This is a genomic window from Pseudomonas sp. Z2-11, from assembly GCF_054161305.1.
Genome location: NZ_CP096395.1, coordinates 2,233,720 through 2,247,270, shown reverse-complemented (window position 1 = coordinate 2,247,270; position 13,551 = coordinate 2,233,720). Strand labels below are relative to the sequence as shown.

Here is a 13,551-nt window from a genome sequence, read left to right as displayed (position 1 = left end):
TATGGAAACTCACAGCCTGATCGAAATGCTCATCTACCTGGCCTCGGCGACACTGATCGTACCGATTGCCGTCCGGTTGGGCCTGGGCCCGGTGCTCGGTTATCTGCTGGCCGGGTGCGTGATCGGCCCGTGGGGGCTGAAGCTCATTACCGACGTCAAGGCCATCCTGGAATTCGCCGAAATCGGCGTCGTGCTGATGCTTTTCATCATCGGCCTTGAACTCGACCCCAAGCGCCTCTGGGCGCTGCGCCGGATGGTATTCGGTGGCGGCGCGTTGCAGATGCTCGCTTGCGGTGCCGCCATCGCAGCGTTTTGCGCGGCGCTGGGCCTGGGCTGGACGGCGGCGTTGCTGGTGGGCCTGACCCTGAGCCTTTCGTCCACGGCCATCGCCATGCAGGCCATGAGCGAACGCAACCTGAACGCTACCGCCGTGGGCCGCAGCAGTTTTGCCGTCCTGCTGTTCCAGGACATCGCGGCCATTCCACTGGTGGCCATGATCCCGTTGCTCTCGGCCCATGGCGACACCCCGTCGGGCATGGCCCTGGCGTTGTCGATCGTCAAGATCGTCGCCGCCATCAGCGTCGTCGTGCTGCTCGGGCGCTACGTGACACGGCCGCTGTTGCGCTTCGCCGCGCGCTCGGGCCTGCGTGAAATCTTCAGTGCCGTGGCGCTGTTCCTGGTATTCGGCTTCGGCTTTCTGCTGGAAGAAGCCGGCCTGTCGATGGCCATGGGCGCATTCCTCGCCGGCGTGCTGCTGGCGAGTTCCGAATACCGCCACGCCCTGGAAAGCGACATCGAACCGTTCAAGGGCCTGCTGCTGGGGCTGTTTTTCATCGGCGTCGGCATGTCGATCGACTTCGGCACGCTGATCGACGCACCGCTGAAAGTCATCACCCTGACCGTCGGGTTCATCCTGATCAAACTGCTGGTGATCAAGACCGTCAGCCGCTTCCTGAATGTCCCCGCCGGCCAGCGTTCCTGGCAGGCGGTATTGCTCGGCCAGGGCAGCGAGTTCGCCTTCGTGGTGTTCGGCGCCGCGACGTTGGCGGGCATCCTGACCGACCAGTGGGGCAAGAGCCTGACCCTGGCGGTGGCCCTGTCGATGTGCGTGACGCCGCTGCTCATTCTGCTGCTGGAGCGAATCGAGTCGGCCAGCAAGAAAGACCGCCAGGAATCCGACCTGGTCGACCAGCAGAACCCGCGGGTGATCATTGCCGGCTTCGGCCGTTTCGGACAGATCGCCGGACGTTTGCTGATGTCCTGCGGCGTCGAGGTAGTGGTTCTGGATCACGACCCTGACAACATCGAGACGCTGCGCAAATTCGGCGTGAAAGTGTTCTACGGCGATGCCACGCGCCTCGACCTGTTGCACGCGGCCGGGGCGGCACAGGCGGCGGTGCTGATCAATGCGATCGACGATCAGCAAGACAACCTGACGCTGACCCGGTTGGCCCAGGAGCACTTCCCCACGTTGAAACTGGTCGTCCGCGCGCGGGACATGGGCCACCTGATCAACCTGCGGCAGATGGGTGTCGAGGTTGCCGAGCGGGAAACCTTCGAAAGCGCGCTAGCATTGGGTCGCCGGGCACTGGTGCAGATGGGTGTCGGCGCTTATGAGGCGCGCGAACGCGCCGATCAGTTCCGCCGCTTGAATCTGCAGATGCTCGAGGAAATCGTCGCCCAACCGGAAGATGACCTCACGTTCCGGCACGACGCCTACCGACGCGCCAACGCGTTGCTCACCGAGATGTTCAACGAAGACCGCGCCCGCCCCGTCGACAGCTGGCCGGAACACCATCGAAACGAGACGGATGAGGCGCGTGGCTAGCCGGTCACCACTGACATCAGCACCGGCTCCCTGGGCAACATGGGCAGGCGTTGAAAATCGACTTCTTTCACCACCAGCCGCCATTGCACGTGGCGGCACAGATGTTCGAAGGTTTTCTGCATCAGGGCCAGCGTCAGCGGCTCGCCCGGGCAGCGGTGATACGTGTATTCCCCGCCGCCCTGGCTGATGACAGAGGTTCTCATGGGGCACTGGCCGAAACGTTCGGGCGCAAAGCTTTCCGGGGTTTTCCAGTGCGCCGGATCACGGTTGGAGCCAAACAGATCGAGCAGCACCCGAGTGCCTTTTTCGAAGCGGTAGCCTCGCCACTCGAAACTCTCGCGCACAAACGCCGCCACCATCGGAAAGAACGCGTAAAAGCGCCGTGTTTCCTCGGCAAAAGCCCAAGCCGCAGCGTCATCGCGAGCAATGCTGGCGCGCCATTGCGGCCGGCGTTCCAGCTCGATCAGCCCAAATAACAGAAAGCGCCCCACCGCCACCACTGGACGCAAGGTATTCAGCAGCTCCACCGCCGCTATCCGCGGTGGGAGCAACTGGCCGTGCTCATCGCGATGCCATGCGAGTTGTTGCAGCGGGGTCTGCAGCGATGCTGGCGCCGGGTCTTGCCGACAGTTCTTTATCCAGCGCGCCGCCTGGGCCTCGCAAGCCTTGCGCCGCATCCAGGCGGCCGGCATCCGCCAGTCGACGCGGCCGTTGCCATCGATCAGCGAGGCGAGCCGACGGGTCAACCGGTGCATCTGCCGATCACTCATCATTGGCACGCCGGCCCACTCGCAGACCGATCGACACAGCAGCGCCTCGATCCAGGGCAGGAATTCGATCGGCTGGTTCGCCACAAGTTTCGCCGCCGCTTCACTCAAGTGAGCCTCGTAGCGGCCGACCAGGCGGTTTACGCTTTCCTTGTCCAGCACGTCGAGAAACAGCTGCTTGCGTCGCGCATGAGGTGCGCCATCCAGGCCCTGGACGCCGCCCGCGCCCAACAGGATGTTGCGCAGCGGCGCCGGTGTCGACGTGGGGGTCCGGACGAAGCGCCGCGCATCGTAGAACAGCTCCGCCGCTTCCAGCCCACTGAGGCACAGCGTGCGCCGTCCCAGCAGTCGGGCCTGGAAAACCGGACTGCCATAGGCGACGCAACGCTTGCGTATGAACGGGTAGCCCTCGCGCAAGAATGCCAAGGTCGAATCAGCCCAGCGGTGGCCGGGAATAGAAGGGTCTGCCATGACGAAATCCTTGCCTGACAACGATATGTCTGGGACATCGCCCGGCTGGACCCTGTTCGATTTTTCAGGCGAATGGAGACTGCCCAGAGGGGCTGCGGCTAAACCATGGCGTCAAGCTCAGCCAACATAGGCGCCGGAATCTGCAGCTCACTGGCCGAGATATTTTCCCGCAGGTGAGCCACTGACGAGGTGCCGGGTATCAGCAGGACGTTGGGCGCACGTTGCAGCAGCCACGCCAACGCGACATACAGCGGCGACGCCTCCAGGCGCGCGGCAACGTTCGACAACGTTTCCGATTGCAGCGGCGTAAACCCACCCAGCGGGAAAAACGGCACGTAGGCGATGCCTTGGCGGCTCAGGTCAGCGATGAGTTGTTCGTCGTCGCGATGGGTCAGGTTGTAGTGATTCTGCACGCAGACCACCTTGGCGATACCCTGGGCCTCCTTGACCTGCGCCGCCGTGACGTTGCTCAGGCCCAGATGGCGGATCAGGCCCTGGCGCTGCAGCTCGGCCAATGCTGTGAAGGACTCTTCAATCGATCCTTCAGCGGGCGCATGCACATCGCCCATGACCCGCAGATTGACCACGTCCAACACCTCGACGTCGAGGTTGCGCAGGTTGTCGTGCACCGCACGGGTCAGCTCGGCGGGGCTCTGGGCTGCGTTCCATGACGCATCGGCGCCACGAACCGCACCGACCTTGGTCACGATGACCAGGTCGTCGGCGTAAGGGTGCAACGCCTCGCGGATCAGTTGGTTGGTGACATGAGGCCCGTAAAAATCGGCGGTGTCGATGTGGTTGACCCCAGCGGCCAGCGCTTCGCGCAGCACGGCGATGGCCGCCGCCGGATCCTTGGGCGGTCCGAAGACCTGCGGCCCCGCCAGTTGCATCGCGCCGTAGCCCATGCGGTTGACCGTACGATCACCCAGTAAAAAAGTCCCTGCCTTGTCTGCCCTGCTCATCGCGTACCCCTTGAATTAGTCTGTGTGAGCCGACTATAGGCGTTGACCACTCCACTGATAATCAGGTGCAATCCGAACGGGTTGTACGACGGAGAGAACAATGGCGACGGACATTCAAGACTTGCTGGCCTTTGTGGCGGTGGTCAATGCGCGGGGATTTCGAGAAGGCGCCCGGCTCAGCGGCAAATCCGCCTCCAGCCTCAGCGACGCGGTACGCCGGATCGAAAGCCGACTCGGCGTGCGCCTGCTCAACCGCACCACCCGCAGCGTGGTGCCGACCGAGGCCGGCGCACGGTTGATGGAACGCATCGTGCCGGCCCTGGGCGAAGTCGAATCCGCGCTGGACGTGGTCAACGATTTTCGCGACCGCCCTTCCGGTACCCTCAGGTTGAACGTGCCGGTCAGCGCCGCCCGGCTGGTGCTACCGTCGATCATCGCGCCGTTCCTGAAAAGCTACCCCGACATCCGCCTCGAAGTCGTTACCGAAGAAAGCTTTGTCGACATGCTGGCGGCCGGGTGTGATGCAGGTATTCGCTACGACGAACGCCTCGAACAGGACATGATCGCGATCCCCATCGGCCCGCGCTTTCAACGCTTCGCAACCGCCGCCGCACCGGCGTACCTCGACGCCCGGGGCCGCCCCGAGCATCCACGGGACCTGCTGCAACACGCTTGCCTGGCCGGTAAGTTCCCCAGCGGCGCCTTGCCGCTGTGGGAGTATGAGCGTGATGGCGAAACCATCAGCGTCGAGCCGAACGGCCCATTGCTGGTGCGCATTGGCGGCGCCATGGACTTGGCCGTCCAGGCCGCGGTGGATGGACTCGGGATCGTCCACCTGTTCGAGGACTGGCTGCGCCCCTACCTGGACAGCGGTGTCCTCGAACCGGTACTCGAACCCTGGTGGCAGCACTTTACCGGACCATTCCTCTACTACCCCGGCCGCCGCTACCTGCCCTCGCCGTTACGGGCGTTTGTGGACTTCATCAATCAAAACCGCAGCAACCAAGACGCCTGATCCCGGCGGCAGATCCAGCATCTCCATAAACTGAACCACCGCTTTCGCGAGCAGGCTCGCTCCCACAGTCCTGCGGCGCATGCACATCCAACGCCCAACCTCATTTCCACTGTGGGAGCGAGCCTGCTCGCGAAGGCGGCGGCACGTCCAATATCGGCAGCTAACGCTTGCCCAATTCCAGCCCCTGCGCCTGCCACAGGGTCTGGAACGGCCCTTCACGCTGGCGCAGTTCATCGGGTGAGCCGTCTTCGATGATTCTTCCGCCCTGCAAGACCAAGATCCGGTCGAACCGCGCAACCGTCGACAGCCGGTGCGCCACCGCCAGCACGGTGCGACCGCGCATCAGGTCGTCCAGGGCCATTTGCACCTTGGCTTCGGATTCCGAATCCAGTGCCGAGGTGGCTTCGTCGAGGATCAGAATCGGTGCGTTCTTGAGGAACGCCCGCGCCAGCCCGAGGCGCTGGCGTTGGCCGCCCGAGAGCATCACGCCGCGCTCGCCCACCAAGGTGTTGAAGCCTTCCGGCAGGTCGCGGATGAACTCTTCGCAATAGGCATGGCGGGCCGCGTCGATGACTTGTGCCTCGGTGGCATCGGGCTGGCCATAGGCGATGTTTTCGTAGATGGTCCGATTGAACAGCGCCGGCTCCTGAGGCACCACGGCGATCTGGCTGCGCAGGCTGTCCTGACTGACCGAGCGCACGTCGCGGCCATCGATCAGGATCACCCCACTGCGCACATCGTCCAGGCGCTGGACCAGACTGACCAATGTCGATTTGCCCGCGCCCGACGGCCCGACGATGCCGACTTTCTGGCCGGCCGGAATGTCCAGGGACAGATGCCTGATCGCGCCGCGCCCGTCGGCATAGCTGTAGCTGACGTCGAGGAAACGGATATTGCCGCGCCCAGGCTCCAGTTCCGCCGGGGTGTCGCTGAGTGCGTGTGGCTGGACGATGATGCGCAACGTCTCGGCAATCACGCCCATCTGCTGCGAGGTATCCACCAAAGCCAGCGCCAGGTCGCGCGAGCCGTGCAGGATGCGAAACGACAACGCGCTGACCATCACCACATCGCCTGGGGTGATCTGTCCGTCCTGCCACAACAGGATCGACCAGCCGAGCATGCCGCCGGCCATGATCGACAGGCAGATGTCGTGCAAGACCCGGGCTTTTTCCAGGTAGATCCAGCTGCGGCGCTGGGCCTTGGCCTCGACGCCGATCGCCTGTTCGAGCCGGCGCCGCTCGCGGTGTCGGGCGGAGAATGCCTTGATCGTCCAGACGTTGGAGACCTGGTCCACCAACTCGCCACCGACGCGTGCGGCCTGGGAAGCGAAATCGATATGCCGACTGCGGCCGCGCAGCCCCATCACGGTGATCAGCGAAGCCACCACAATCACCGCGCCGATCAAGGCTAACCCCATGGAAAGCCGCACGGTAAACAGCACCACCACCGCACCGATGAAATCCACGCAAGGTGGAATAATCTTCCAGGCCAGGCCACCGTAGATGGAACCCGCTGCCGCGCCCGCCGAGGAGATCCGGTTGGCCAGGGCTCCGGCGAAATGCTCGGAGAAATAGCGCATCGGGTGTCCGGTCAGGTGATTGAACAGGTCAATCCGCAAGTCCGCGCAACTGGCGACCACCGTCCGGCAGCCCAGGTAGCCGCCCGAACGCCAGAACAGGTTTTCCACCACAATCAGCGCGATGAACACGGTAAACGGCAGCCACACATGCCCGGCCGCCTCCCTGCCCTGGGCCATCGCGTCGACCAGCAGCTTCATGCCGAACTGCACCGCCACGGCGCAACTGGCGGCACCGACAATCAGCACAAACAACGTCGCGAAATGCCACGGCCTGAGGGTGACGTATCGCCACAAAAACGCGATGGCGGTATTCGGCAACGGCGCGCCATGGGACTGATGGCTGTTCATGGCATCTGCACCGTGGCCACGGACGAGGCAAACTGCGCCTGCAGGGACTTCATTGCCAACGTCAGTGGATGGAAAGACGCGCGGCTGCCTTCGCTGTCGGCATAGCCAAACACGCCAGTGGGACAGTAGCGATCATCGTCCCAACCCGGGTAGTCGAGAAACGGGTACCAGCACATGCCTGCTATCGGAATGCCGCGCTCCATCCCCAGCGCCAACTGCTCGCCGATGTAGTGCAGCCAGGGCACCCGAGCGGTATCTTCGGCGCCCGTTTCAGAGAGCAGAAGCGGCCTTCGATAACGCTGGTGGACTTCGCTGAGCATGCCCACCAACGGGCGATAATCCGCGCTGCCCGGCTCGATCCGATTGCCGTGCAGGAACCACTGGTTATGCGGATAGAAATTGACGCCGACAATATCCAGGTACTCCTCGCGCCCGCCCAACCCCGGCCAGCTTCTGCCGGTGAGCAGATCCCACGCCTCGAACTGGGATAACCGATACGCCTCGGCGGCCTCGATATCTTCGGCCCGCCGCGATAAGGACCGCACGTTGATCAGAGGGTCGCACTGGACAAATCGCGCGGCGGGAGTCACCTCGCGAATCGCCTCGATCGCCGCGATACTCGCGCGCACCAACTGGTGCTTGAGCTCCATGCCCCGTTGTCGGGCGGTGGGGTTGAAGTAGCCGACGTCGCCGCCGGCCCAGCTCCAGAAAGATATCTCGTTGATCGGCGAGTAGAACGCCGTCTCGATCCCCTCCTCGCGCATCAGCCGCGCGACGGCGCCGGCGAAGCGAGCAAACCGTTCGACGAAGGCCGGCCGCCAGATGTCCAGATCGTCGGGGTAGCCGTAATGGCACAGGTCCCACACCACTTGCACATCGCAGCGCTGGGCGGCGCGCAGCATCGGCAGGAAACTGCTCCAGTCATAACGACCCGGCTGCTGCTCGATCAGATGCCAACGCAAGCCATCCCTGGCGCAGCGAATGCCCAGGTCGGCGAGCCGGCTGTAATCCTGCTCGGCCCAGCGGTCATGGCGAGTCGCGGCGAGCATATCCAGTCGACGTCCATCGGCACGGCGATGAGTGGAACACTCGTAGCCGGCCATCACGAAACTGTTGAAGATCCTCTCCTGCACGCTGCTGTCTCCCAGTGTCTGGATGAAGCCGGGATCAACCCGGCTCGACCTCGTGAGCCCTCGTCACGACCCCTTCGCCCTCGGCGATGCGCTGATACAGCGCCAGCGCCTGACCGACCACCTGATCCATGTTGTAGTACTTGTAGGTGCCGAGCCGACCGAGAAAAGTCACCCCGGGTGTTTCGTCGGCCAGGGCCTTGTAGCGTTTGTACAGCTCGGCGTTTTCCGGGCGCGGAACCGGGTAGTAAGGGTCGCCATCGGCGCAGGGAAACTCGTAGCTGATGCTGGTGCGCGGATGCTCCTGCCCGGTGAGGTGCTTGTACTCGGTGATTCGTGTATAGGGCACGCGCTCGTCCGGATAGTTGACCACTGCCACCGGCTGGAACTGCGGCGCATCCAGCGTTTCATGCTGAAAGCGCAACGAGCGATACGGCAGATGGCCGAAGCAGTATTCGAAGTACTCATCGATCGGCCCGCAATAGACCAGTTCCCGATAGGGGATGCGCTGGCGAACCTCTTTGAAATCGGTCGCCAACAAGATATCGATGTTCGGATGGGCGAGCATGCGCTCGAACATCCGTGTATAGCCGTGCAGCGGCATCATCTGGAACTCGTCGGTGAAATACCGATCATCGGTATTGGTCCGTGTCGGCACCCGCGAGGTCACCGACTTGTCCAGCTGCGAAGGGTCCAGGCCCCACTGCTTGCGGGTGTAGCCACGAAAGAATTTCTCATACAGCTCGCGGCCGATCTGGTTGATGACCACGTCCTCCGAAGTCCGGATCGACTCGACCGGCTCCGCCCGCTGCGCCAGGAAGGCCTCGGCCTGCGCTTCATCCATGGACAAGCCGAACAGCGTATTGAGCGTCGTCAGGTTGATGGGAATCGGCACCCGGTGCTCATCGACCTGGGCCAGCACTCGATGCTCGTACGGGCGCCATTCGGTGAACCGTGACAGGTAATCGACAATGCGCTGGGCATTGGTGTGGAAGATGTGCGGCCCGTAGCGATGGACCAGCACGCCCGCCTCGTCCAAGTGGTCGTATGCATTGCCGCCGATGTGATCGCGACGATCGACCAGCAGCACGCGCTTGCCCAATCCTTCGGCCAGCCGCTCGGCCAGCACGCTGCCGGCGAAACCGGCGCCGACGATCAGGTAGTCGTACGGCGCGCCGCCCTGGGCGTTATCAAGGGAATCGAGGGTTATCGTTGGCATTCGATCTGCTCCTTCATCTGCGCGCAGGTCTTGTCCCAGGACATGCCGTCCAGCGCTTTGTCGGCGTACTGCGCAACCACTCCTGGCTGGGTCCGCAGGTCGAGCGCGGCCTGGATCGCGTCGATGAATCCCTGGGGCGAATCGGCAATCGCGACCACACCACTCTCACCGTAACCATTGACCACATCGCGGATCGGCGTGGACACCACCGGGCATCCGCCCGCCAGGTATTCGGGCGTTTTGGTGGGGCTGATGAAGCGAGTGGATTCGTTCAACGCGAATGGCATCAACGCCACGTCCCAACCCGCCAGGTACGCCGGCAGCTCTTCATATTGCTTGGCGCCCAGGTAGTGAATATTCGCCAGGCGCGGCAACGTCTGCGGATCGATCTTCACCACCGGCCCGATCAACACGATGTGCCAGTCCGGCCGCTGCGTCGCCAGTTCACGTACCAGCTCGATATCAAAACGCTCATCGATGACGCCAAAGAAACCCAGGCGCGGATGACCGATATCAGCCTGGTCCGCCGGGTCGGGAATCGGCTGCCTGGCCGCGGCAAAGTGCGTGATATCAACGCTGCTGGGCATGGCGTGGACGTTGTCGTGATGCTCGCGCTTGGCCTCCCAGAGGCTGTATCCGCCGGTGAACACCACATCGGCCTTGGCCATCAGCCGCCGCTCCATCTCCACCAACGCGGGCGGCGCAAACTTGAAGGCCGAGAGCTCGTCCATGCAATCGAAAATCACCACATTGGCCTCCAGGTGATCGGTGAAGGCCTGGCTCATAGGCGTGAGGTACCAGAGCATCAACTCACTCGGCCAGTGCTCTGCCAGCCAGGCATCGAGCAATTCACGCTGGGTGGCGATCACCTGGGCTTCATCCAGCCCCTCGGGGAGCCTGGGCACCAGCACCGTCACCCCCTCCGCCACCGCATAGCTTTCCAGGTGCGCGGACTGCCGCCCTTCGAATATCGGTTCTTCGAAAAACAGTACGTCGTAGTCCCTGGCCAATCGCGACATCACGTGTTGCGGCCGCTGATAGACAAAGCCCCAGCGCAGGTGCGACAGGCACAACAGCGTAGGTCGCAAGCTCGCGGCGGGCGCGGCGCTGTGATCGGGATGAAGATGTTCTTGTTGATTCATGTGACGTTCCTTTTCTCAAGATCGATGTCTGAAGATCGATGTTTGTAGATCGATGCTGGGCCTACCGCGATCCGGCGCTGCTGCGCCTGGCAAACAAGACCTGGTAACTCCTCTCACGCCTGGCCTTGTGGACGTTTGAGAAAGCCGGTTCCGATGCCGTTCCAAATCTTCTTCCAGCCAGCCGACCAAGTGCACACACCGGTCAGTCAACTGCTCTGAACTCCTGGAGCCCGCCACCACACTCAACAGAACAGGCTGATGTCTCCAACGCGCACCACTGCCGAAAGAGACCGCCGGACAACGCCGAGTGTCTCGTCCAAGAGACACCAGGACAGGGATAATCGAGGGGGACTGAATGATGATTCTGGTGACAGGTGGTGCGGGTTATATCGGCGCCCATGTGGCGGTCGAGTTGATGAACCGCGGCGACGAGGTGGTGATCCTCGACAACCTTTGCAACAGCTCCCGGGCAACCGTGCAGCGCATATCGGACGTGACGGGGCGGGAGCCGGTTTTTGTCCATGCCGACGTGAGAAGCCGTCGCGCACTGGACAAGGTCTTCAGGGAGTACCCCATCGAGGCCGTCGTTCATTGCGCCGGGCTCAAGGCGGTGGGTGAAAGCGTGCGTGAACCGCTGAGGTATTTCGATACGAACGTCAGCGGCAGCGTGACGCTGTGCCAGGCGATGGCCGAAGCCGGCGTGTTCAACCTGGTGTTCAGCTCATCGGCGACGGTCTACGGCGATTGCGCCCAGATGCCCATCGCCGAAACCTGCCCGACCGGGCAGCCAACCAACCCGTACGGCCAGTCGAAACTGATGGCCGAACACGTCATGCGCAGCACCGCCGCCTCCGACGCCCGCTGGTCGATCGGCTTGCTGCGCTACTTCAACCCGATCGGCGCGCATTGTTCAGGCCTGCTGGGAGAGACGCCGACGCAGACCCCCAACAACCTTTTGCCATACCTGTTGCAGGTGGCCAACGGCGAGCGCGAGGCGCTGCGGATTTTCGGCTCCGACTACCCGACGCCGGATGGCACCGGGATCAGGGATTATGTGCATGTGGTGGATCTGGCCGAGGGGCACTTGCAGGCTCTGGCATTCCTGCGCGAACAGACGGGTGTGCACGTCTGGAACCTGGGCACCGGGCGTGGTTATTCGGTGCTGGAGGTGGTCAGTGCTTTCGAGCGGGCGACCGGAGCGAAGGTGCCGCTGGCTTTTGAAGCGCGTCGTCCGGGAGACATTGCGCGTTGCTGGGCGGATCCGGGCAAGGCAGCCGAGCAGTTGGGCTGGACTGCACATCATGGGCTTGAGCGCATGTTGGAGGATGCCTGGCGCTGGCAGCGCCTGAATTTTCCTCGGGTCGAGCCGCGGGAGGTGGTGTTGCGGAGTATCGAGCAGGGATGATCGCTGGATTGTTCAACATCTGTGGGAGCGAGCCCGCTCGCGAAGAGGCCGGCACATCCAACATCTTCATCGCCTGCGCCGCCGCCTTCGCGAGCAGGCTCGCTCCCACATGGGTTTTGCGGCGTATACAAAATCTGTGTCTGCCACAGATCAAAAAGGTGGGAGCGAGCCTGCTCGCGATGAGGCCGGTACATCCAACATCTTCATCGCCTGTGCCGCCGCCTTCGCGAGCAAGCTCGCTCCCACACGGGTTTGGCGGAGTGTCTGAGGTCTGGCGTCCGCCGCAGATCCTAATGTGGGAGCGAGCCTGCTCGCGAAGAGGCCGGCACATCCAACACCTTCATCGCCTGTGCCGCCGCCTTCGCGAGCAGGCTCGCTCCCACATGGGTTTTGCGGAGTGTCCGAGATCTGGCGTCCGCCGTAGATCCAAATGTGGGAGCGAGCCTGCTCGCGAAGAGGCCGGCACGTCCAACACCTTCATCGCCTGCGCCGCCGCCTTCGCGAGCAGGCTCGCTCCCACATGGGTTTGCGGAGTGTCCGAGATCTGGCGTCCGCCGTAGATCCAAATGTGGGAGCGAGCCTGCTCGCGGAGAGGCCGCCACATCCAACATCTTCATCGCCTGCGCCGCCGCCTTCGCGGGCAAGCCCGCTCCCACATGGGTTTTGCGGAGTGTCCGAGAACTGCCATCCGCCGTAGATCCAATGTGGGAGCGAGCCTGCTCGCGAAGAGGCCGGTACATCCAACATCTTCATCGCCTGCGCCGCCGCCTTCGCGGGCAGACCCGCTCCCACATGGGTTTTGCGGAGTGTCCGAGAACTGCCATCCGCCGTAGATCCAATGTGGGAGCGAGCCTGCTCGAGAAGAGGCCGGCACATCCAACACCTTCATCGCCTGCGCCGCCGCCTTCGCGGGCAAGCCCGCTCCCACATGGGTTTTGCGGAGTGTCCGAGAACTGCCATCCGCCGTAGATCCAATGTGGGAGCGAGCCTGCTCGCGAAGAGGCCGGCACATCCAACATCTTCATCGCCTGTGCCGCCGCCTTCGCGAGCAGGCTCGCTCCCACATGGGTTTTGCGGAGTGTCCGAGATCTGGCGTCCGCCGTAGATCCAAATGTGGGAGCGAGCCTGCTCGCGAAGAGGCCGGTACATCCAACATCTTCATCGCCTGTGCCGCCGCCTTCGCGAGCAGGCTCGCTCCCACATGGGTTTTGCGGAGTGTCCGAGATCTGGCGTCCGCCGTAGATCCAAATGTGGGAGCGAGCCTGCTCGCGAAGAGGCCGGTACATCCAACACCTTCATCGCCTGTGCCGCCGCCTTCGCGAGCAGGCTCGCTCCCACATGGGTTTTGCGGAGTGTCCGAGATCTGGCGTCCGCCGTAGATCCGAATGTGGGAGCGAGCTTGCTCGCGATGAGGCCGGCACATCCAACATCTTCATCGCCCATGCCGCCTTCGCGAGCAGGCTCGCTCCCACATGGGTTTTGCGGAGTGTCCGAGATCTGGCGTCCGCCGTAGATCCAAATGTGGGAGCGAGCCTGCTCGCGAAGAGGTCGGTACACCCAACATCTTCATCGCCTGCGCCGCCGCCTTCGCGAGCAGGCTCGCTCCCACATAGGTTTGGCGGCGTATACAAAACCTGTGTCTGCCACAGATCAAAAAGGTGGGAGCGAGCCTGCTCGCTCCCACA

Annotated in this window: 9 protein-coding genes; 3 read left to right on the top strand and 6 right to left on the bottom strand. The window is 63.2% G+C overall.

Annotation, left to right across the window (positions count from 1 at the left end):
• The first annotated feature begins 1 nt into the window (after position 1).
• On the top strand, positions 2-1,828 hold the full coding sequence (gene kefC, locus M1E16_RS10090; protein ID WP_458129786.1) for a glutathione-regulated potassium-efflux system protein KefC: 1,827 nt from the start codon (positions 2-4) through the stop codon (positions 1,826-1,828).
• On the opposite strand, the gene M1E16_RS10085 is transcribed toward kefC, so the two are convergent.
• Together M1E16_RS10085 and M1E16_RS10080 are read right to left on the bottom strand one after the other, a co-directional pair.
• On the bottom strand, positions 1,825-3,066 hold the full coding sequence (locus M1E16_RS10085; protein WP_458129785.1) for a cytochrome P450: 1,242 nt from the start codon (positions 3,064-3,066) through the stop codon (positions 1,825-1,827). The two genes, kefC and M1E16_RS10085, sit on opposite strands and share 4 nt — an antisense overlap.
• A 98-nt stretch (positions 3,067-3,164) precedes the next feature.
• Entirely contained in the window at positions 3,165-4,028 is an 864-nt protein-coding gene (locus M1E16_RS10080) for an aldo/keto reductase family oxidoreductase (protein ID WP_458129784.1), read from the bottom strand.
• A 100-nt stretch (positions 4,029-4,128) separates the two neighbouring features.
• Here M1E16_RS10080 and M1E16_RS10075 point away from each other — a divergent pair, with 100 nt between their 5' ends.
• Positions 4,129-5,043, top strand: coding sequence for a LysR family transcriptional regulator (locus M1E16_RS10075; protein WP_458129783.1), 915 nt, complete (start codon positions 4,129-4,131; stop codon positions 5,041-5,043).
• 160 nt (positions 5,044-5,203) lie between these two features.
• Here M1E16_RS10075 and M1E16_RS10070 read toward each other — a convergent pair whose 3' ends face one another.
• The 4 genes from M1E16_RS10070 to M1E16_RS10055 all read right to left on the bottom strand — a co-directional run bounded on the left by M1E16_RS10070 (position 5,204) and on the right by M1E16_RS10055 (position 10,461).
• Entirely contained in the window at positions 5,204-6,970 is a 1,767-nt protein-coding gene (locus tag M1E16_RS10070) for an ABC transporter ATP-binding protein (protein ID WP_458129782.1), read from the bottom strand.
• Positions 6,967-8,073, bottom strand: a complete 1,107-nt coding sequence (locus tag M1E16_RS10065) for a beta-glucosidase (protein ID WP_458130303.1) — start codon at positions 8,071-8,073, stop codon at positions 6,967-6,969. Before M1E16_RS10065 ends, M1E16_RS10070 begins: the two co-directional genes overlap by 4 nt.
• A gap of 64 nt (positions 8,074-8,137) precedes the next feature.
• Entirely contained in the window at positions 8,138-9,319 is a 1,182-nt protein-coding gene (gene glf, locus M1E16_RS10060; protein WP_458129781.1) for a UDP-galactopyranose mutase, read from the bottom strand.
• A complete protein-coding gene (locus M1E16_RS10055) occupies positions 9,307-10,461 on the bottom strand; it encodes a glycosyltransferase family 1 protein (protein WP_434652746.1) in 1,155 nt (384 codons plus the stop codon). Before M1E16_RS10055 ends, glf begins: the two co-directional genes overlap by 13 nt.
• 358 nt (positions 10,462-10,819) lie before the next feature.
• On the opposite strand from M1E16_RS10055, the gene galE reads away from it, so the two are divergent.
• Positions 10,820-11,866 carry a UDP-glucose 4-epimerase GalE gene (gene galE, locus M1E16_RS10050; protein ID WP_458130302.1) on the top strand — a complete coding sequence of 349 codons (1,047 nt, stop codon included), beginning with the start codon at positions 10,820-10,822 and terminating at the stop codon, positions 11,864-11,866.
• Positions 11,867-13,551 lie beyond the last annotated feature (1,685 nt).